The sequence below is a fragment of the Bartonella sp. HY038 genome (assembly GCF_014117425.1).
Taxonomy (GTDB): domain Bacteria; phylum Pseudomonadota; class Alphaproteobacteria; order Rhizobiales; family Rhizobiaceae; genus HY038.
Genome location: NZ_CP059725.1, coordinates 3,050,001 through 3,070,465 on the forward strand (window position 1 = coordinate 3,050,001; position 20,465 = coordinate 3,070,465).

General features: G+C 40.7%; 18 protein-coding genes (1 of these 18 only partly in view). 6 read left to right on the top strand and 12 right to left on the bottom strand.

The genetic code is table 11. The features are described from left to right. A protein-coding gene (locus H3299_RS13120) for a disulfide bond formation protein B (RefSeq protein WP_182418079.1) crosses the window boundary here: on the top strand, positions 1 to 213 show its end. Its footprint begins 315 nt before the window's first position; 213 of the gene's 528 nt are visible here — the last part of the coding sequence; the start codon falls outside the window, past its left edge; its stop codon occupies positions 211 to 213. An 87-nt stretch (positions 214 to 300) separates the two neighbouring features. Here H3299_RS13120 and H3299_RS13125 read toward each other — a convergent pair whose 3' ends face one another. From H3299_RS13125 to H3299_RS13150, 6 genes are all read right to left on the bottom strand, one after another. Then, entirely contained in the window at positions 301 to 1,479 is a 1,179-nt protein-coding gene (locus H3299_RS13125) for a metallophosphoesterase (RefSeq protein WP_182418080.1), read from the bottom strand. Positions 1,480 to 1,692: 213 nt separating this feature from the next. Beyond that, positions 1,693 to 3,675: a bifunctional sugar phosphate isomerase/epimerase/4-hydroxyphenylpyruvate dioxygenase family protein gene (locus tag H3299_RS13130; protein WP_182418081.1), complete on the bottom strand. Its 1,983-nt coding sequence runs from the start codon at positions 3,673 to 3,675 to the stop codon at positions 1,693 to 1,695. A gap of 109 nt (positions 3,676 to 3,784) precedes the next feature. Then, positions 3,785 to 4,990, bottom strand: a complete 1,206-nt coding sequence (gene pcaF / locus H3299_RS13135) for a 3-oxoadipyl-CoA thiolase (RefSeq protein ID WP_182418082.1) — start codon at positions 4,988 to 4,990, stop codon at positions 3,785 to 3,787. Between the two features lies 1 nt (position 4,991). Beyond that, on the bottom strand, positions 4,992 to 5,687 hold the full coding sequence (locus tag H3299_RS13140; protein WP_182418083.1) for a CoA transferase subunit B: 696 nt from the start codon (positions 5,685 to 5,687) through the stop codon (positions 4,992 to 4,994). Then, on the bottom strand, positions 5,684 to 6,391 hold the full coding sequence (locus H3299_RS13145) for a 3-oxoacid CoA-transferase subunit A (RefSeq protein WP_182418084.1): 708 nt from the start codon (positions 6,389 to 6,391) through the stop codon (positions 5,684 to 5,686). The genes H3299_RS13140 and H3299_RS13145 overlap by 4 nt, the downstream gene beginning before the upstream one ends. A 121-nt stretch (positions 6,392 to 6,512) precedes the next feature. Then, positions 6,513 to 7,913, bottom strand: a complete 1,401-nt coding sequence (locus H3299_RS13150; protein WP_182418085.1) for an MFS transporter — start codon at positions 7,911 to 7,913, stop codon at positions 6,513 to 6,515. A gap of 851 nt (positions 7,914 to 8,764) precedes the next feature. Between H3299_RS13150 and H3299_RS13155 the strand changes: the two genes are divergently transcribed. Next, the gene (locus H3299_RS13155) at positions 8,765 to 9,238 is read left to right on the top strand and encodes a MaoC family dehydratase (RefSeq protein WP_182418086.1); all 474 of its coding nucleotides are present in this window, start codon (positions 8,765 to 8,767) and stop codon (positions 9,236 to 9,238) included. 96 nt (positions 9,239 to 9,334) lie between these two features. Here the strand turns inward: H3299_RS13155 and H3299_RS13160 are convergent, their stop codons facing one another. Then, positions 9,335 to 10,030: a helix-turn-helix transcriptional regulator gene (locus tag H3299_RS13160; protein WP_210276110.1), complete on the bottom strand. Its 696-nt coding sequence runs from the start codon at positions 10,028 to 10,030 to the stop codon at positions 9,335 to 9,337. A 155-nt stretch (positions 10,031 to 10,185) separates the two neighbouring features. On the opposite strand from H3299_RS13160, the gene H3299_RS13165 reads away from it, so the two are divergent. Beyond that, positions 10,186 to 10,854, top strand: a complete 669-nt coding sequence (locus H3299_RS13165) for a glutathione S-transferase (RefSeq protein ID WP_182418087.1) — start codon at positions 10,186 to 10,188, stop codon at positions 10,852 to 10,854. A 283-nt stretch (positions 10,855 to 11,137) separates the two neighbouring features. Here H3299_RS13165 and H3299_RS13170 read toward each other — a convergent pair whose 3' ends face one another. The 4 genes from H3299_RS13170 to typA form a co-directional block, all read right to left on the bottom strand. After that, positions 11,138 to 11,395 carry a hypothetical protein gene (locus tag H3299_RS13170; protein ID WP_182418088.1) on the bottom strand — a complete coding sequence of 86 codons (258 nt, stop codon included), beginning with the start codon at positions 11,393 to 11,395 and terminating at the stop codon, positions 11,138 to 11,140. Between the two features lie 220 nt (positions 11,396 to 11,615). Continuing rightward, positions 11,616 to 12,041: a hypothetical protein gene (locus tag H3299_RS13175; RefSeq protein WP_182418089.1), complete on the bottom strand. Its 426-nt coding sequence runs from the start codon at positions 12,039 to 12,041 to the stop codon at positions 11,616 to 11,618. A gap of 211 nt (positions 12,042 to 12,252) precedes the next feature. Further along, positions 12,253 to 12,789 (bottom strand): inorganic diphosphatase, encoded by a 537-nt coding sequence (ppa, locus tag H3299_RS13180; RefSeq protein ID WP_182418090.1) that lies wholly within the window; start codon positions 12,787 to 12,789, stop codon positions 12,253 to 12,255. A 261-nt stretch (positions 12,790 to 13,050) separates the two neighbouring features. After that, a complete protein-coding gene (gene typA, locus H3299_RS13185; RefSeq protein ID WP_182418091.1) occupies positions 13,051 to 14,865 on the bottom strand; it encodes a translational GTPase TypA in 1,815 nt (604 codons plus the stop codon). A 401-nt stretch (positions 14,866 to 15,266) separates the two neighbouring features. On the opposite strand from typA, the gene selD reads away from it, so the two are divergent. Next, a complete protein-coding gene (gene selD, locus H3299_RS13190; RefSeq protein ID WP_182418092.1) occupies positions 15,267 to 16,313 on the top strand; it encodes a selenide, water dikinase SelD in 1,047 nt (348 codons plus the stop codon). 67 nt (positions 16,314 to 16,380) lie between these two features. Here the strand turns inward: selD and H3299_RS13195 are convergent, their stop codons facing one another. Beyond that, positions 16,381 to 17,202 (bottom strand): TIGR00282 family metallophosphoesterase, encoded by an 822-nt coding sequence (locus tag H3299_RS13195; RefSeq protein ID WP_182418093.1) that lies wholly within the window; start codon positions 17,200 to 17,202, stop codon positions 16,381 to 16,383. Between the two features lie 319 nt (positions 17,203 to 17,521). On the opposite strand from H3299_RS13195, the gene H3299_RS13200 reads away from it, so the two are divergent. After that, on the top strand, positions 17,522 to 19,342 hold the full coding sequence (locus tag H3299_RS13200; RefSeq protein WP_182418094.1) for a tetratricopeptide repeat protein: 1,821 nt from the start codon (positions 17,522 to 17,524) through the stop codon (positions 19,340 to 19,342). Between the two features lie 29 nt (positions 19,343 to 19,371). Further along, positions 19,372 to 20,463: a tetratricopeptide repeat protein gene (locus H3299_RS13205; protein ID WP_182418095.1), complete on the top strand. Its 1,092-nt coding sequence runs from the start codon at positions 19,372 to 19,374 to the stop codon at positions 20,461 to 20,463. Positions 20,464 to 20,465: the final 2 nt, after the last annotated feature.

Here is a 20,465-nt window from a genome sequence, read left to right on the forward strand (position 1 = left end):
TTTTGGCAAGGACCAAGCGATTGCTCAAGCTCACAACTTTCTATTGGCAGCGATGCATCAACATTATTAAGTCGCTTAAATGCAACACGCCCTGTGTCCTGCTCTGACGCAGCCTTTCAAATTTTTGGTATCTCTATGGCAGGCATGAATGCAATCGCGTCACTCTTTTTTGCTTTTCTTGCATTTTTAGGTGCTTTTGCGCGGAAAAAATAAGTTTTTTAAATATGCATTAAAATTAAAAAGGCTATTTCTATAATTGAAATAGCCTTTTATAGGTTGTTATAAAGATTAGTGCGCTTTTTAAAATTCGCGTTTCAATTTTATTGGATCAGCAAGTTGCGGTGGAAAATCAATCTCGAAATCTGAAAAGCTTGGATCTTGACCAAATGTATGTTCACCATCGCGACCAGCATATTTATTCAAAAGAGTTGAATAAGTATAAAAATGGATTTTTTGCCTTTTAGTATCAAATTCAATAAAGCGCATCCAACCCGCACCGCCATTAGCGGTTTCAGGCTTACCATCAAGGCCTACGGTATTGCCTTGATAGTCCTGTACTAATTGATAAACAGGAAAACCAGCTTCATTTTTATCAACGCGCATATTCTGACCATTGGAAACACCTGCTACTGGTGGTGTATAATGGTGACCCGATAGCACCATAAAAATGCGGGAATTCTTACGAATGAACTGATCCCAAATTTCATCCGGCGGTAAGTGGTCTGTTCCTTCAAAATAATTCTTATAATTATTAGAACGATCTGTTTTACCTTTGAAATTCGGTTCTATCCATTCATGAGTAGTGACAATAATCGGCATATCGGGATTAGTATCAACCACCCTTTGTGCCCAATCCAAAACGCGGGCGCTTGGCTCTTGCTCCAAGCCTATATGCAGCATTTTCTTGCCAGCAGCTTCAAAAATCTGAAAGCTATTAAGACCGCCGCCATAAGCACCACCATACCAGTCCTTACCAACAAAGTGGCGCGATTGCGGGCCAAAATAAAGATTAAAGACGGAACCCAGTTTTAGTGGACGGTTTTTACCTGGACTATTAAAACCATCATACCAAGAGTAATTATCATAATCATGATTACCTGGGACAATTGAAAAGGGGATGCCACTTTCTGAAAGAACGGATATGCCAATATTCGCATAATCCCATTCGCTTCTGGTATCCCAATAGGTATATTGGCCAACAATGCCGGTGCGGAATTGCCCATCACCATGTTGAACGACATCACCAATATGGCTAACAAAAACAATATTCTTTTCCTGCTTTTGGTCAGCAATATATTGCATTTGTTGAATAAATGTATTGACACCGCGTGGCTGTGCCATGGTTATATCATTATAATTTTGCGTATCAGAAATAACTCCGATAGTAAATTTTTCAGCCGATGAAGAATTAATCCCTGCTAATGCCGCAAGCCCTAAAGCTAAAATACCAATTGTTTTGAATTGCTTTAATATTTTCATCAAACACCCCGTTTGTACAATTAAATGGAATAGTCTTCACAATAAAACATTAAAGTAGTAAAAATACATTGGATTTGAATATAAGAGCTATATTATGAAAACTATATTTGGAGCAAGTTTAATTGACTAGGATTACAAATCTATGACACAAGGTATTTGAAATTCTCAGATGATAATTTAGCGCAAAGGATCAACTTACTTTTTAAAAATGATTTAATCCTTTGGCGAAGCGGTAATTTTTGGCATCCCACGCGGAGTAATCTGCTTTTTCTGGGCAGAAATTCTAAAAATTGCATTAGCTGCGCCATAGCCATCATAAGGCTTTTTACTGTTTTCACCTTTAGCTTGGCGTTGCACAACTTCAAAAAAGAAACCCTCGCCATAAGTTTCACTATAAAGCTGAAAATAATCGCCGTTTTCATCGCTATCAAACAATATATGATTTTCACGCAATTTTTGGCAAAAAGCCTCATCAAGACCAAATCGTGCTTCAACATCATCAAAATAATTAGGCGATATTTTCAATGTCTTGAAACCATTGTGGCGTAAAGTTTTTGCCGTTTTAAAAATATCATCGGTTAAAAAAGCAATATGCTGAATACCTGCGCCAAATTTATCGGCAATAAAATGCCCCGCTAAAGTATGGCGGTTTTCTGCACCATTAAGGGTAATACGCAAACTCCCTGCCTCATTGGCTATGACTTGGCTGCGAATAATACCTGATGGATCAATAATATCGACGGCGGGCGTTTTTTGCACATCAAAGATGGATGTATAGAACAATACCCAACTCAGCATCTCATCAAAATCAACCGTTTGCGCAATATGGTCGATATGCAAGAGCCCAGCATCAATTAAATTTGCATCAATTATCTCTGCATCTTTTGAACTTGTTCTGGCCGTAGCAACCTTATTATCACTCACCACAGGTTCAAAATCATTGATTGCGAAGTCTTTCAGTCCGGATTTATCATCAATGAAATAGATAATGCCACCGCCAACACCGCGAATAGCTGGAATTTTGGTCTGCCCGTCAGGTACGGCTTGTTCAAATGGCACACTATCCAATGCAACAGCGCGTTTGAACGCCGCCTCTGCGTCATCAACATTTAAGGCAACAGCATAGGCCATAGTGCCATGCATCACAAAAGATAAATTAGAAAATCCATTTTCATCGCGATTAACGATGAGGCGGATATCGCCTTGGGTGAATAAATCAACATTTTTGGTTTTGTGTTGGCCGCTCTTTTTAAAGCCTAATTGGGCAAGCAATGAAAAAAGCGCACTAGCTTGTTTGTTGTCGGTTGAAAACTCAATAAAATCAATACCATTTACCTTAATAGGCGCCGGCATTTTTTTTAAATGTAACGTTTTAGAATGGGTTTGCCGCCGTACGCTATCGGCAAGATTAAGCAATGAACGATGACCATCATGAGCAATCAAAAATGGTGAACCGCCACGAAAGCGATCATTAAATATTTCTAGTGAAAAATAACCATCATAGCCAATGTCAGTTATAGCAGCGGTAAAATCTTTAACCGCTAGATCACCTTCACCCGGCATATTTCTATAATGCCGGCTCCAATAAAGCAGATCCATATCCAAAAGTGGTGCGTCCGCCAATTGCACAAGAAATAGCTTATCTTTATCGATTGATTTTATCGTTTGACTATCAATACCGCGTGACAAACTATGAAAACTATCAAGAATAAGTCCAATATTAGGGTGATCTGCTTGCTGCACTACTTTCCACGCATCGCGGTGGTCATAAATATGCTTGCCCCAAGCCAAGGCTTCAAAACCAATCTTTATGCCTCTTTGTTTGGCTCGTTCACCAAGCTCACGAAAATCATCGGCGGCGCGTTCAATCCCACCAAGACAAACAGCCGAAAGATTGGAGCACACCAATAGCATATCAGCACCCAATTTCTGCATAATATCAAATTTTTTTTCAGCGCGATCAAAGGCACGTTGACGATAAGGATCAGGCATGCCTTCAAAGTCACGAAAAGGCTGGAAGAGCGTAATGGCCAAGCCATGATCGCGCACCATATTGCCTACATCTTCGGGCTTACCATCAAAGGTTAGAAAGTCATTTTCAAATATTTCAACCCCGTCAAAACCTGCTTTGGCAATAGCGGCCAATTTTTCCGGCAGGGTTCCAGAAATGGATACAGTGGCTATGGAAGTCTTCATCACATCACTCCTAAAAACCTGCAAAAGGTGGGATTGCTAAGCTGTTTTAGTTTTGGCAAACAACTTAGCCTAGAATATTATTTTTAAACATTATTTATTGCAAACAAATTTACACTTTTTCAAGCGCGATAGCGATGCCTTGGCCAACCCCGATACACATGGTGGCAAGAGCAAGCTTTTTATTGTTAAGCGCACATTCTAGTGCAGCCGTGCCAGTAATGCGCGCGCCCGACATGCCAAGCGGATGACCAAGGGCGATAGCACCACCATTGGGATTAATGTAATCAGCCTTTTCATCAAGACCCAGTTCACGCAACACCGCAATGCCTTGGCTGGCAAAAGCCTCATTAAGCTCAATAACATCAAAATCTTGCGGCGCGATATTTAAGCGTGCACATAATTTTTGTGTCGCAGGAGCTGGGCCAATGCCCATAATGCGCGGTGGCACGCCAGCCATAGCACCGCCTAAAATGCGCACTAATGGTTTAAGATTATATTTTTTAATCGCAGCTTCTGATGCAATAATTAGTGCTGCCGCACCGTCATTAACGCCCGACGCATTGCCTGCCGTGACTGTAGCGCCTGCCATTTTATTAATGGTTTTTAATTTGGCCAATGCTTCCAATGATGTTGCACGCGGATGTTCATCTTTGCTTACCAAGATCGGTTCTTTTTTACCCTGCGGTACACTTACTGCGATGATTTCCTTGGCAAGGCGACCATTATTTTGAGCAATTGCTGCTTTTTCTTGGCTGCGCATGGCAAAGTGATCCTGATCTTCGCGGGAGATATGATAGTCAATCGCCACATGATCGCCGGTTTCCGGCATTGAATCCACACCATATTGCGCTTTCATCACTGGATTGACAAAACGCCAACCAATAGTTGTATCATGGATTTCCGCCTTACGGGAAAAAGCTGATTCAGCCTTTGGCAAAACAAAAGGCGCGCGTGACATGCTTTCAACGCCGCCCGCAATGATAAGATCAGCTTCACCCGACTTAATCGCGCGGAAAGCCGCAATAATCGCATCCATACCGGAACCACAAAGGCGGTTCATTGTTGTGCCACTGACATTAACTGGCATTCCAGCTAATAAAAGCGACTGACGGGCAATATTGCGGTTATCCTCGCCTGCTTGATTGGCGCCACCGAAAATAACATCATCAACTTCGTCAAAGGCGATTGAGGTTTGTCTTTCCATCAAAGCTTTTAGCACCAGCGCACCAAGATCATCGGGGCGCATAGGGGCAAGAGCACCACCAAAACGGCCAATAGGAGTACGAATATAATCACAAATAAAAGCGTCGCCCATTTTATTCCCCAACCTCTGGTACAATTAATTCTTTAACATCACCATCAAGATGCAACTTAGCACCGGTCATCGCTTGTAAATCATCAACCGACATATTGGCTAGTTTTTCACGCAAAACAAAATGACCATCAACCACATCAACAACCGCGTGGCTGGTATAGATACGGGTAATACATTGCACACCGGTAAGCGGAAAGGTGCAAGCTTCAACCAATTTGGGCTCACCCTTTTTAGTAACATGCTCGGTAATAACAAAAACCTGCTTTGCACCATGAACAAGATCCATAGCACCACCAACTGCCGGCACGCCCTTGCTGCCAACGCGCCAATTAGCAAGATCGCCATTTTGTGCCACCTGATAGGCACCAAGAATAGCAACATCAAGATGGCCGCCACGCACCATGGCAAAGCTATCGGCATGGTGGAAGAAAGAAGCACCCGGCTTTAGCGTCACGGCCTTTTTGCCAGCATTAATCAGATCCCAGTCTTCACTACCCTTTGGTGGCGCTTCACCAAAGTTTAAAACACCATTTTCGGTGTGGAAGATTGCTTGCCGACCGGCTGGCTGATACCGCGCCACCATTTCAGGAAAGCCAATACCAAGATTAACATAAGCACCATCCATAATATCTTGAGCGGCACGCCATGCAATTTGCGCATTGGATAATTTAATTTCATCAAAAACATTAAGGCTCATTGATATACCACTCCTGCTCTGATCAATTCTTCTTCCTGTTGAGGATTGGGCACTTCCACAACAGCATTGACAAATATTCCCGGTGTTATCACATCTTCAGGATCAATTTCGCCAGCAGTTACAATTTGGGATACTTGAACAATGGTATTTTGCGCCGCCATACACATAAGCGGATTAAAATTGCGGGCGGCCTTATTATAGGTAAGATTGCCCTGCTCATCACCAAATTTTGCTTTAATCAGTGCAAAATCAGCTTTTAGCCAACGTTCTTGTACATAAAACCGACCGTCAAACTCAGCAATTGGCTTGCCTTCACTTAATTCCGTGCCATAGGCTGTAGGTGTATAAAAAGCAGGAATACCTGCGCCCCCTGCTCTGATACGTTCAGCTAATGTGCCTTGTGGTACAAGTTCAAGTTCAATATTGCCCGCAAGATAAGCATCGGTAAAGGCACGCGGATCAGACGAGCGCGGAAAAGAACAAATCATTTTTTTGACCATGCCAGCATCAATCATTGCGGCAATTCCAATGCGCCCATTGCCGGCATTATTATTGATAACGGTGAGGTCTTTTGCGCCCTTATCAATCAACGCATGAATAAGTTCAATTGGTGCACCTGAACCGCCAAATCCGCCAATCATTACGGTTGCGCCATCATGGATATTTTTGACAGCATCGGCTAGACTGCCAATTGTTTTATTCATGCCATTTCTCCCATATTTAAAAAAGTTATTTTTTAATCATATGCTGATTCAAACTGAATATTGAGCTTTGTAAGCAAGCATTTCACTTGGTTAATCGAAATGCTTGCTTGATTTTAAGCGATCAGGCTGGTTTAACGATACGTAAAACAGAGCTAGTGCGGGCTTTTTCATATTCTTCCCCATCAACTGGCTGCGCATCAGGATTACCAAGATCTTCACCACGAAGGCGATAGGTTTCACGTGAAACGAAAACCGCAAAGCCAGATAGGCATGTTATACCAAAGCTAAATAGACCAATTGTTAAAGCAATATTTGCAGATCCGGGCGAAGCCACCCAAACAAAAACCGATGCCATGAAAGACGCAGCAGGCACACCAATATTATTGGCAATAGCAACCGCTGAAACACGTACTTCAGGTGGGAAAAGTTCAGGATAATAGCAAGGATAAACCGCATTAAAACCTTGATAGATAAAGCCCCAACCAACCATTGCATAAATGATTGCGGTAAAAAGGTCGCCTTGGCTGATCGCATTCAAGAAAAAATAAGACATAGCGCCAGAGCCAACAATACCAATAATTGCAACGGGGCGGCGGCCGAATTTATCCGATGCCATGCCCATGAAAGGCGTTGCAATAACAGCAACAATATTGGCTAAAAGTGTAACCCAAAGATATGCGTCCTTGGTTATATTAATACCATAAGCAGCTTGCGTTGCATAAGTTGCGCCAAAAACAGCAATGGTAACCGGCACAATATTATTTAACGACATGAAAGTGACTTTAAGCATATCGCGCCAATGATATTTTAATGCCTGCATGACTGGCGCTTTTGGCTTTTTGCCCTGCTTAACTTCATTGGTAAATGTTTTTGTTTCATTAACATGGCGGCGGATCATAATGCCGGCAATGATGACGATGATGGATAGCAAAAATGGCACGCGCCATCCCCACGACATAAACGCTTCATCAGGTAAAAAGTAAGCAAAAGGAATAAAAATACCTGCAGCAAGGAGCTGGCCAAAGCTAATACCTTGCTGGGCAAAGCTACCGTAAAAACCGCGCCGTCCAAGTGGGGCTTGCTCAAGGATCAGCGAACCCGCACCCGACATTTCGCCTGCAACAGCAAACCCTTGCAAGAGACGCAACAACACCAAAAGAATAGGAGCAAGAATACCGACTTGTTCATAGGTTGGCAGCAAACCAACGCCAATTGTCGATATGCCCATTAGAAACATACATAGAATGAGCACGCTTTTACGGCCATGACGATCACCCCAATGACCAAGCGCAATAGCACCAATTGGCCGAGCGACATAACCAACACCATAAGTCGCCAAAGAGGCAATGATACCTATTGTTTGATTGCCAGCGGGAAAGAACAATGTCGGAAATACAAATGATGCCGCCATAGCGTAAATAAAGAAGTCATAATATTCAAGGGTTGACCCAATCCAACCACTCGCCGCAGCCTTGCGCGATTCCTTTGTTTGAGGTGTGGAATTATTTACTGATGTGCCCATTTTGTCTCCTCCTGATGACTATAGAGAATTTTCAAAAAAGATGCCGCACTCTTTCTCCAACAATAAGACCCAAGCGCTTACCAATTTTATGTTTTGAAAAAATCGATAATTTGCTCCTATTGCATTATCTAAAGAGCTCCCCGATGCAAGCTTTTTTAAAAATACATTTTGCGATTTCCAACCAATGGGCAGCACCAACTAAAGTATTGAACTTTAACCTATCTGCAAAGCTGTTTTGAAATCACCGCCATTTATTTTCTTAAAATGAAATGGAATACTCCTCGTCTCCCATTTTTCATTTCTATAACTAATTTAATATTAGAAGTCAAAAAAAATATTGTAATCATAACGACATGGTTATGTTAATCAAATATATAGTTATATTTTTTCTAAACAATATGAGAAACTCTAGTGATAAATTCTCGCATAAATTAATCTATGCCTTTATGCATTTTTAAAAAAAAAGCATTTTTTACAGCTTCTTAACTAACCAAAATCAGCACATAATGCCGAAATCAACAGATAATGATAAAATAATCTCGGTAAATCATATTATTGCTAATATAAAAAGCCAAAATAGTTTTTTTTTTGTCATAAAGCTGCTATGCGATTGCACACAGATCTAGACTTAGCACATGGGCCGCACATATTTATGTAAATGGGTTTTAACGCTGATATTGATAATCTGCACCTTAGAACACCCTCAGCCTATATCCAGGCAGTGGCGTGCGCTAGTTTGTTTATTTATCGCATTTTTACGTCAACAGACGTATATTTTTGCAAAAATGCTCTAAATAAGGTGAAGCAAACCAGAGCGCAGTTGAATAAAGGGTAATTGAATGGAGGCCATTATGGCAAAAAAAGTAACAGTTGCGGATATTCCGCAATCAATTGGCCAAGAAGTAGGCCTATCCGATTGGCGTGTTGTTAGCCAGGATATGATCAACCAATTTGCTGATGCAACTGATGACCATCAATTTATCCACACTGATCCTGAAAAAGCCAAAGAAACACCTTTTGGCGGTACAATTGCGCACGGATTTTTGACACTTTCGCTGTTATCTACCCTAGCCTATGAAGCATTGCCGGAACTCGAAGGCCAAACTTTTGGCATCAATTATGGATTCGACAAGGTACGCTTCATGGCACCAGTCAAAACGGGCAGCAAAGTTAGGGCACGTTTTGTCGTTTCCGATGCAGAAATTCGCCCCTCGGGACGAATTGTTTTCCATTATAATGTAACACTTGAAATTGAAAATAGTAAAAAGCCAGCATTGACAGCCGACTGGATTACCATTGCTATGGTGCCACCAAAAGAAGATTAATTATTGCGATTGTTACATTACAATCGGCACTATTTAACCGCATAAAGCATTTGGGGGATAATTGCTTACCCCCCCAACACTCACAAAAATTTTAGATTATTTTGAAACAACTTCCAATGGACCATGATCATCACAATGATCGCCATGAGGATGGTGTAAACGGCCATCAACCAAATAATCAACATGATCGCCATGCGGTACAGCTTCATGACCGCAATTTGGGCCATGAACATGGGCATGATCATGGCCAAGATGATCAGCAATTGGATGGCAACCATCTGGATTTTCTTGACTTACTTCAATCACATGCTCATCAACATGGCCATTATGGGGATGATGTAAATGACCATCATGCAAAAAATCAATGTGATCGCCGTGCTTTACCGCAGTATGACCGCAATTTTCGCCATGTTCATGATCGTGATTGGCATGCTGGGGATGATTACAAGTACTCATGATAAATTCCTCTTTATTTGCTGTATTATCAGTTAATTGATTATCAATCCGATGTTCACAAGCATGTTCCAACGCATTGCTGACCAATGCAAGAATATGATGATCTGCAATGGAATAAATAACCCTTTGGCCATCTTTGCGTCTTTCCACCAAACGTGCATTTAAAAGCACTTTCAAACGAGCCGATACGGTGCCAATTTTATCACCTTCTATTTGTGATAATTCTCCGACACTACGCTCGTCTTGCGCAAGTAGCATAATGGTCTTGAGCCGCAACGGATCAGCAAGAGCCTTAAACATTTGGGATGCAAGTTCTATCTGATGTTTCGTTACCATATAAATTCCAATATTCTAATGATTGTTAGAATATTGGATAAAATATATTTTGTCAAGACCAATTTAAGCGATTGAAATCAGATCATGTATGGATGACATCTTTTAAACATATAGGCATACTATCAATGCTACCGGAGACTCTATAAGAGGGCAATATGTTAACATTACATTATCTGGAACGGTCTCGCTCTTTTCGCATTATTTGGGCGCTTGAAGAACTACAGAAAAGCTATGAAATCAAGTATTACAAAAGATCCCTTACATTTTCGGCTCCGGCTGAATTGAAAAAGATTCACCCTTTAGGCAAAGCGCCAATTCTACAAGATAATGATAATGTCATTGCTGAGTCTGCGGTCATTTTGGAATATCTTCAAAATAAATATGATCAACAGCATCAGTTCAAACCACAAAAAGATATAGATGTTTTTCAATATTTATATTGGATGCATTATGCTGAAGGTTCATTAATGCCTTTATTAATGTTTCAATTTGTTATGAATAAGGTCAGCGAAAAGGTTCCATTTATAATTCGCCCAATTGTTAATATCATCACAACAGGTATTAAAGCCAATTTTAGCCAACCACGATTAAATGACCACATCACATTTGTTGAGGATCATTTGTCCAAACATGATTACTTTGCCGGCAATTTTAGTTTTGCAGATATCCAAATGAGTTTTGCGTTAGAAGCGCTATCTTCTATAATTCCAGACCAATGTCCACATATTCAAGCATTTTTAAAAAGAACCCAAGAACGCTCAGCCTATAAACAAGCAAAAAGCTATTTAGAAACCTTAAATACCAACGAGCGGCTTGACTTTTAGAGCGCGCCTCGATCTGATTGAATCAGATCGGCGCTCTAATCCATTGTTTGCACCGCGTTTTTTACCCGAAAACCGCTTCACACTTTTCGGAAAACGCTCTAATGGTTGAAAATAGGGTTTGATTTTTGGTCCAGACAGTATGTGAATAAACCTAAAAATCAATTCAAGATGAATCGATGGCCGCATGGGTTCTGCTGAAATCGCCTTTTATGGTGTCTTTACGATTTGCAGCAAAGATAAAGCAACCCTAATCCCAAAATTGAAAATCAACTTGACCGCCGCCTTATAAAGCACAAAGAATAAACCAATCATCTTCAAGATCATCCCAACCCTGCTGTTTGGCGTAAGCGGCAGCTTTAACACAAATTGTGCCATCCATATCACTTACTGCATCAGCATAAGTTTCAAACATCTGGTGCTGCGGTCCTTCGCCAAAGGTCATTTCATCCCTTGCGGCAATGGCAAGATCAAGAGAGCGCCTAAAATCAATATCTTGCCATACGTTCTTATCAAAATAATAAGGCAAATACAGGCAAGGCAAAATCAAACCCTACAATTTTGACAATGGCTTTATAACGATAAAAACTGGCAGCTTTAACACGCGGTCAAAATATCGATCACTTTTAAAATAAAAGACATCAAGCTCAGACAAATTATAACTACCATAAAACAATAAAACTGTTAAAAATAGATAATTAGGACAGCCTATCTAACTCAAGCCTAAGAAGCGATGTTACTTGAAATTATTGTTCTATTTTGGCTTACTTGATTTTTTGGCGAATAACTGTTGTTCCCCATGGCACCTCCAACCATTCCTTCGCTGCTGGTGTGCAACTATAAAATTGCGGAACATTATCTTTTATTTCTACATGGCAACGATCTTCGCCCAAGTCTTCGTCATACCTCCCCAACAAATAAATTTTGTTGCCATTTGTGTACCAATTTTCCCAGCCCATATCTCTACCCATTCCAACCCCCATATAAAACTCGTAAATACCCATATGGATATCATCTTGGTGAAAGCAAATGTCCTTTTCGTATAAAGTTATCGCATTCGTAAAATATTTATACTTCCAGCACTGACCAACAAGTCTATTCTTAACCTCATTATCAGCATTTTTAGCAGAGTAACAAAATCCCGAGTAAATAAAAAACGGCAAAAAAACCAAAATCCGTAAAAAATGCATTTTACCCCCAACACCAAATACTAGGCCAAGTGATTTTAAGCAAAAAAAATTACTCCATATTTTAGCGGCATAGGTACTATATTAATTAACATAGCAGAATACATTTAGTTGAGCTCGCCTATATCCCTTATCTTTAGAATGCCCACAAAGGCAATAAAAAAAGCAGAGCGCTTGTGGCACTCCGCTTTATAAACAAATTGGTGACTAAAAATTATTTACCTGCAGCTTTTGCGCGTTCAATGGCTTGCACAACCAATTCACGAGCAAAATCTTCATCACGCCAACCTTCAATTTTAACCCATTTATTAGGTTCTAGATCTTTATAATGGGCAAAGAAATGTTCAATCTGCTTTAAAAAGATTTCAGGCAAATCGGAATAATCATGAACATCAACATAGCGTTGGGTCATTTTAGGAGTTGGAACAGCAATAATTTTTTCATCCTTGCCGCCATCATCTTCCATAATTAATGCGCCAATTGGGCGTACATTGATGACACAACCGGGAACTAAGGGCCGAGTATTACACACAAGCACATCAATTGGATCGCCATCTTCTGATAAGGTATGCGGTACAAAACCATAATTGCCAGGATAGGTCATTGGCGTATAAAGGAAACGGTCAACAAAAAGTGCTCCTGACTCTTTGTCCATTTCGTATTTTATTGGTTGGCCACCAACTGGCACCTCAATGATAACATTCACATCTTCAGGAGGATTTTTACCAATAGAGATAGCATCAATCTTCATCTCATTGCCCTTTCATTGTACCATGGATAACCGTAACGGCTCAATATTTGTTGGTATGACATTTTTTAATAGCTGTGTTTTGAACCAAGAAAAGTCCTTTTGCAAGGATATATTTTTTTAAAACGGGTTAAAACAGTGATCTTTTATGCACAAATTCGTTATTTTGTACCTTTAAGGGAGCGCTAATATCAATTTTCATTTTATGTAAAAGCAAAATAAAAAGCGGAAAATAAATCCCGCTTTTAAATCTTATTAATCAGTTTATCCGCGGCTTTTGCCAAAACGCTTGCGTTCATTTGGATCAAGATAAAGCTTGCGCAAACGAATAGATTTTGGTGTTACCTCAACCAATTCATCATCTTGAATCCATGATAAAGCGCGTTCTAGCGTCATACGGATTGGTGGTGTAAGCTTAACAGCTTCATCTTTACCAGCTGCACGAATATTGGTAAGTTTTTTGCCCTTAAGGACATTAACTTCCAAATCATTGTCGCGCGAGTGGATACCGATGATCATGCCTTGATAGACTTTTACGCCTGCATCAATAACCATAGGGCCGCGATCTTCAAGGTTGAACAGTGCATAGGCAACCGATTCACCATTATCATTGGAGATGAGAACGCCATTATTACGACCAGAAATATCACCCTTAAATGGTTGATAATCATGGAACAAACGGTTCATAATCGCCGTACCGCGTGTATCGGTTAAAAGCTCTGATTGATAGCCGATAAGCCCGCGTGTTGGTGCATAAAATACCATACGAACGCGATTACCACCCGATGGGCGCAATTCAACCATTTCGGCTTTGCGTTCAGACATTTTTTGCACAACAGTGCCTGAATATTCTTCATCAACGTCGATAACAACTTCTTCGATTGGCTCAAGAACATTGCCATTTTCGTCTTCTTGCATAACAACGCGTGGACGCGAAATGCTAAGCTCAAAACCTTCACGGCGCATGTTTTCAATCAAAACAGCAAGCTGCAATTCGCCGCGTCCTGAAACATAGAAAGAATCCTTATCGTTGGATTCTTCAATCTTTAACGCAACATTGCCTTCTGCTTCTTTAAGCAAGCGGTCACGAATAACACGGCTCGTTACCTTGTCACCTTCAGTACCAGCAAGCGGACTATCATTAACGATAAAGCTCATAGTAACAGTTGGTGGATCGATTGGCTGTGCGGTTAATGGCTCAGTTACAGCAGCATCACAGAACGTATCTGCAACCGTACCTTTTTGAAGACCTGCAATTGCGACGATATCGCCGGCAACACCTTCTTCAATTGGTTGGCGCTCAAGACCACGGAAAGCAAGGATACGTGAAATACGGCCAGTTTCAACAAGTGCACCAGTTTGTGACAAAACTTTGATGTTTTGGTTTGGCTTAATGCTGCCTGAATGGATACGACCAGTGATAATACGACCAAGGAATGGATCTGCTTCCAAAAGCGTACCGATCATACGGAATGGGCCTTCACCAGTGTTGGGTTCAGGAACATGGCGTAAAACAAGGTCAAATAATGGGCCAAGACCTTCATCTTTTGGACCTTCTGGACTTTCAGCCATCCAACCATCGCGGCCTGAACCGTAAAGAACAGGGAAATCAAGCTGTTCATCCGTTGCGTCAAGGGCTGCAAAAAGGTCAAATACTTCGTTGATCACTTCTTCTGCGCGCGCATCTGGACGGTCGATTTTATTAATAGCAACGATAGGACGTAAGCCAACTTTCAATGCTTTACCAACCACAAATTTGGTTTGTGGCATTGGGCCTTCAGCAGCATCGACAAGAACGATAGCGCCGTCAACCATGTTCAAAATACGCTCAACTTCACCACCAAAATCGGCGTGGCCTGGCGTATCAACGATGTTAATACGGGTATCTTTCCAAACAACGGAAGTTGCCTTGGCAAGAATGGTAATGCCGCGCTCCCGTTCAATGTCGTTAGAGTCCATCATACGCTCTGTTGTGCGCTGATTGTCACGGAACACACCGGACTGTTTTAAAAGCTCGTCAACCAGTGTAGTTTTGCCATGGTCAACGTGAGCGATAATCGCGATATTGCGCAATTTCATATGATAATTCTTCTTTTTGTTCGTGGGATTGGAGAAAATAACCGTTAATTCGGTTAACGTTCGAACATAAGCGCAATACAGCTTTTTTTTCTTAAAAGAAAGAGGGCGAGCGCCGCTTAAGATTCATAAACGAATTCATCCCAGAAAAGAATTATATTGGCTTGGGTGCTTCCATACATCATTTTATGCTTGTAATAAAGCAATTTTTTTCAATACTTGTTGTTAATCTATAATTTTAAGTCATTTTTCATGCGTTTATCAATATTTACATCTTTTAATAAGGTGAAATTGAGCCTATGTTTTAAACAAAAATAGCAAATATCATGTATGGTAAAATATATTGCCTTTTGCATTTATTCGCCAAAACTTTGTCAAATCTAGCTATAAATGGGAGCGGCGTGATGAGTAATCAAACAGTAAGCCTAACCAAACTTGCCCATGGTGGTGGTTGTGGTTGTAAATTGGCGCCGGCGGTTTTACAAAAAATGCTAACCAATCAACCCAAATTTGGGCCGTTTAATGATCTTGTGCTTGGCAACGAAGCAAGTGATGATGCGGCTGTCTATGCGCTTGATGACAATAATCTTATCATTGCGACAACTGATTTTTTCATGCCAATGGTTGATGATCCCATTATGTTTGGACGCATTGCTGGTGCCAATGCCATATCAGATATTTATGCCATGGGCGGGCGACCACTCATGGCGCTTGCTATCCTTGGCATGCCAATTGATAAATTATCGCCTGATATAATTGCCAAGATTTTGCAAGGCGGGCAAGAAATCGCCGCAGAAGCTGGTATTGCTGTTGCAGGTGGCCACTCTATTGATTGTCCAGAGCCAGTTTATGGGCTTGCCGTGATTGGTAGTGCAACGCCTAAAACCTTGCGTCGCAATGATACGGCTAAAGCTTGCGACACATTGCTTTTATTAAAGGGCTTAGGGGTTGGCATTTATTCGGCAGCCTTTAAAAAAGGTGCGTTGAGTGATGGCAATTATAATGAGATGGTCGCATCCATGACCAAGCTTAATATAATTGGTATGGAGCTTGCAAAAATGGATAGCGTGCATGCAATGACCGATGTGACCGGCTTTGGTATTCTTGGTCATGCTCTTGAGATGGCACGTGGCTCTAACCTTGAATTGCGTTTGCACTTTGATAGGCTACCCTTTTTAAGCGATGCGTTAAAGCTTGCAGGTGAAGGCTATATTACCGGCGCATCAAAGCGCAATTTTGATAGTTATGGCGATGCTATCCGTTTTGAAAAAGCCTTGAGCGATCATCAAAAAGCGCTGCTCACAGACCCGCAAACCTCTGGCGGTCTGTTGGTTGCTGTAGCTCCTGAAAATGCCAAGGATGTTATGGCATTGGCTTTGTCTAACGGTTATGAGCGCGCTAGTATCATTGGTGAAGTGGTAGAAGGCAAGCAACAGATCGTTGTTTTATAAATATGTTCCACTCTTCATCACATCATTGGTGATGAAGAGTAGAATTAATGGGTCTTGATCCTAGAATTTACCAAAAATCGGGCAAGGATTCTTGCAAACGTGGGCCAATGCGCACGGCAGCGATTTTTTCTGCTAAACCAGTGCGGTCAGATATTTCAACGGCTAAACCGCAAATCGTTGCAGGACCAGAGGCAGGCTCATAGCGCCCACGCGGCAATTTGGTTAAAAAGCGGTTTAACGGTTCTTCCTTATCCATACCAAGCGACGAGTCATAATCGCCGCACATACCAGCATCCGACATATAGGCAGTGCCGCCATTTAAAATTTGCATATCAGCGGTTGGCACATGAGTATGAGTACCAACAACAACGCTGGCACGCCCATCAAGAAAATGACCAAAACATTGTTTTTCGCTGGTTACTTCGGCATGGAAGTCAAAAATAATAGCATCAGCCTGTTCGCCAAGCGGGCAAGCGGAAACAATTTCTTCAGCTGATTTAAAAGGATCGTCAAGTTCTGGATGCATGAAAACGCGGCCCATAACATTGGAAACCAATACGCGTGCGCCATTTTTGGCAATGAATAGGCCTGAACCTTTGCCAGCTGTACCGCGTGGATAATTAGCTGGGCGCAAAAATCGCTCCGAGCGATTGGCGTAAACAAGGGTTTCCTTTTGGTCAAAAGCATGATTGCCGGTTGTGACCACATCGGCACCCGCTTCAAGGGTTTCGAGGTAAATTTTTTCGGTAATACCAAAACCAGAGGCGGCATTTTCGCCATTTACGACAACAAAATCGAGCTTATAATCTGAAATTAAACCAGGAAGGCGCTCATAAACAGCAGTGCGACCACACCGCCCCACCATGTCGCCCAAAAATAAAAATCGCATAGATACGCTTTCAAAGATAATTAAAGCATTTCCAGCAAAGGTTGTTTTAACTTTTGCGTTTGGACAATGCGCCAAAATAAAGAATTTAGAGCACGACATTGCTTTGACAATAAAAAAACGCGTTCTAAAATGCTTGGACATCTCTATAACTTATATTTTAGCTTTTTAAAAGTGTATCCATAAAGATGCACGACCAAAATCATTATGTAATAATGTAAATTTATTCGTGTATTTCCATCAAATATCCATATTTGAAATGACAGTCTATTATAGAAATTTGTATAAATATTTTTAATATTTATTTGATTGGGGCTATTTGATGATTAAAGGTTGGGCGTTAGATATTAATTTTGCCAAAAAGGCGCTTTTTACAACAGGCCTATTGCTTTCTTTATATAATATTGCAGTGGCACAAACGCCCCGCGATAATTGCCAAGAGCAATGTCATCAGTCCAATCAAAGGCATGAGCTTATAAAAAAACTTCGCATTGAAGCAGAGCGAGGCGATGCGAAGGCACAATTTGACCTTGCAAGCATTTATGATAATCGCACTGATCTCATTCAAAAATGCGATGAAGTGTTAAAATGGTATGGTAAGGCTGCCGAACAAAATTTAGTTATTGCTCAATATGCACTTGGCAATGTTTATAGTGATGGATGGTGCACGGATCGAAATTTTGTTGAAGCAAAAAAATGGTATCAAAAAGCTGCCAACCAAGGCCATATTGATGCACAATATCTTTTAGGAATGCAATATAAAAGCGGTAAAGGCACCAAACAAAACTATAGTGAGGCTTTAAAATGGCTGAGAAAATCAGCAGAAAGCGGCCATGCCAAGGCACAAAATGCTCTTGGGCGCATGTATGATGATGGTCGCGGCACCAAGCAAAATTATGAAGAAGCAATAAAATGGTATTTAAAAGCAGCCAAGCAAAACAACATAAATGCCCAAATTAATTTGGGATATTTATATTTAAACGGTCAAGGTGTGAGACAGGATTATAAAGAGGCAAAAAGCTGGTTTGAATTAGCAGCCAAGCAAGGCGATAAAATAGCGCAATATTATTTGGCGACCATGTACCAAGATGGCTTGGGTGTACCCAAAAATGATGTTGAAGCTTTTAAATTATATGGCCAAGCGGCGGAACAAGGTGACAAAGATGCTCAGTTGAATTTAGGCTTATTATATGAGATGGGTAAGGGTACCAAGCAAGATTATCAAAAGGCCATGCGTTGGTACTCAAACGCCGCTGAGCAAAAACAAGTAAATGCGCAACTAAACTTAGCCTCATTATATAAACGCGGTCTTGGCGATAAACAAAATTATGATCTGGCACTATATTGGTATGAGCAAGCCGCTAGACAAAGCAATATCGTGGCATATTTGAATTTGGGCATTGCATATGAAAAAGGCGAAGGTGTTAAGCAAAACTATAGGGAGGCAGCAAGATGGTATCGCAAAGCTGCAATCCAAGATAATGCCGATGCACAAAATAATCTTGGCCTTTTGTACCAAGCTGGATTGGGTGTCAAACAAGACGCTAAACAAGCAATGAATTGGTTTCGCATAGCTGCCGGTCAAGGCCATGGTTTTGCGCAAGCAAACATAGGTGATCTTTATAAAGATGGCATTGGTGTCAAAAAAAATTATGGAGAAGCAGTCCACTGGTATCACAAAGCTGCAGTGCAAAAAAATATTTTGGGGCAGTATAACCTTGCTGGTATGTATCTAGAAGGATTAGGCGTTAAAAAAAATTATAATGAAGCTTTGAACCTTTACCGCTTGGTCGCAGCCCAAGGCAGCACTGGTGCGCAAGTTATGTTAGGCATCATGTATGAAAGAGGTTTAGGGGTCAAAAAAGATTATGGGGAAGCTGTAAAATTATATTATCAAGCTGCAATCCAAGGGAATGCCTATGGACAAAATAATATCAGTAACATGTATTTTAATAGTTGGGGCGTAAAAAAAGATTATGAAATAGCCTATATGTGGGCAAGTTTAGCTGCTTCAAATGATAATACATTTTTAGATGCAAAAAATAAATTTGCCAAAAAATTATCAGCTGAGCAAATTGACAAGGTAAAAATTGCCGTCAAACGATGTAAAGACACCAATTATAAAACCTGTGCAATCAATTAATTTTAAGCAAAATATATTCGGGGATTTTGATGAAAAATTTAGCAATTAAAAGCTTTAATTATATTATCTATATGCTCGTTATAGGCGGTTTTGCGTTCTCTTTACAAAGTCCTGTTGCCGCCCAAGGATTTTCATGTAAAAATTTTCAAAAAAATCAAAATATTGACGCATTAAAGCAAGATGCAATTAACCAATATCGCTTAAGTGCCGAGCAAGGCGATGCAAAGGCACAATTTAATCTTGCAAGGCAATATGATTTTGGCAATCGATGGCAAGCTAACCTTACTGAAGCATTTAAATGGTATCAAAAATCTGCCGAGCAAGGTCATGTTAACGCGCAATTGCACCTTGCTGAATTTTATGAAAAAGGCGAGAGAATAGGATTGGAAATAGAAAAAGATGATGCGCTTGCCTTTAGCTGGTATAAAAAAGCAGCAGATCAAAATAATGCGCAAGCTCAATTGAAACTTGGGGACATGTATCGATTTGGACGCGGCACTAAATCAAACAAGCAGCAAGCTTTATATTGGTACCAAAGAGCTGCCGAACACGAAGACCCAGCGGTTGACTATGAACTCTCTAGAATTTATGAAAATGATATTAGCTATAACAATTTTATAGATTTAGATAAAGCATTATTTTTATTGAAAAAATCTGCAAACAATGGATATGCAACGGCTCAAGCTCAGCTTGGTTATGAATATCAAACGGGTAAACGTGTTGAACAAAATTATCAGCAAGCATTAAATTGGTATTTTAAAGCTGCCGGACAAAATAATTCATTTGCACAATATCATATCGGCGAAATGTATGACCTCGGCTTAGGTGTTCATAAGGATTTGGCGAAGGCCGCAATATGGTACCAAAAATCGGCTAAAAGCGGTGACGTTGGCGCATTTTATGCGCAGTCGATGTTAATTGGCATGTATGAAAAAGGACTTGGCGTAAAAAAGGATTATACCAAAGCCTATATTTGGAGCCATATTATATCCTTGGTTGAGAGTAAATATCCATCAGCAAAGGATGTTCTAGCATCCAAGCTTTCTAAAAAGCAGGTGCGGCAAGCGGAATTAGCAGCCCAAAGATGTATTTGTACAGGCTATAAGGATTGCCCATTATAGAG

Excerpts from the sequence above, each read along its gene's own strand:
- H3299_RS13125 (WP_182418080.1), bottom strand. The coding sequence starts at position 1,479 with ATGAAAATATTAAAGCAATTCAAAACAATTGGTATTTTAGCTTTAGGG.
- H3299_RS13130 (WP_182418081.1), bottom strand. The coding sequence starts at position 3,675 with ATGAAGACTTCCATAGCCACTGTATCCATTTCTGGAACCCTGCCGGAA.
- pcaF (WP_182418082.1), bottom strand. The coding sequence starts at position 4,990 with ATGGGCGACGCTTTTATTTGTGATTATATTCGTACTCCTATTGGCCGT.
- H3299_RS13140 (WP_182418083.1), bottom strand. The coding sequence starts at position 5,687 with ATGAGCCTTAATGTTTTTGATGAAATTAAATTATCCAATGCGCAAATT.
- H3299_RS13145 (WP_182418084.1), bottom strand. The coding sequence starts at position 6,391 with ATGAATAAAACAATTGGCAGTCTAGCCGATGCTGTCAAAAATATCCAT.
- H3299_RS13150 (WP_182418085.1), bottom strand. The coding sequence starts at position 7,913 with ATGGGCACATCAGTAAATAATTCCACACCTCAAACAAAGGAATCGCGC.
- H3299_RS13155 (WP_182418086.1), top strand. The coding sequence starts at position 8,765 with ATGGCAAAAAAAGTAACAGTTGCGGATATTCCGCAATCAATTGGCCAA.
- H3299_RS13160 (WP_210276110.1), bottom strand. The coding sequence starts at position 10,030 with ATGGTAACGAAACATCAGATAGAACTTGCATCCCAAATGTTTAAGGCT.
- H3299_RS13165 (WP_182418087.1), top strand. The coding sequence starts at position 10,186 with ATGTTAACATTACATTATCTGGAACGGTCTCGCTCTTTTCGCATTATT.
- H3299_RS13175 (WP_182418089.1), bottom strand. The coding sequence starts at position 12,041 with ATGCATTTTTTACGGATTTTGGTTTTTTTGCCGTTTTTTATTTACTCG.
- ppa (WP_182418090.1), bottom strand. The coding sequence starts at position 12,789 with ATGAAGATTGATGCTATCTCTATTGGTAAAAATCCTCCTGAAGATGTG.
- typA (WP_182418091.1), bottom strand. The coding sequence starts at position 14,865 with ATGAAATTGCGCAATATCGCGATTATCGCTCACGTTGACCATGGCAAA.
- selD (WP_182418092.1), top strand. The coding sequence starts at position 15,267 with ATGAGTAATCAAACAGTAAGCCTAACCAAACTTGCCCATGGTGGTGGT.
- H3299_RS13195 (WP_182418093.1), bottom strand. The coding sequence starts at position 17,202 with ATGCGATTTTTATTTTTGGGCGACATGGTGGGGCGGTGTGGTCGCACT.
- H3299_RS13200 (WP_182418094.1), top strand. The coding sequence starts at position 17,522 with ATGATTAAAGGTTGGGCGTTAGATATTAATTTTGCCAAAAAGGCGCTT.
- H3299_RS13205 (WP_182418095.1), top strand. The coding sequence starts at position 19,372 with ATGAAAAATTTAGCAATTAAAAGCTTTAATTATATTATCTATATGCTC.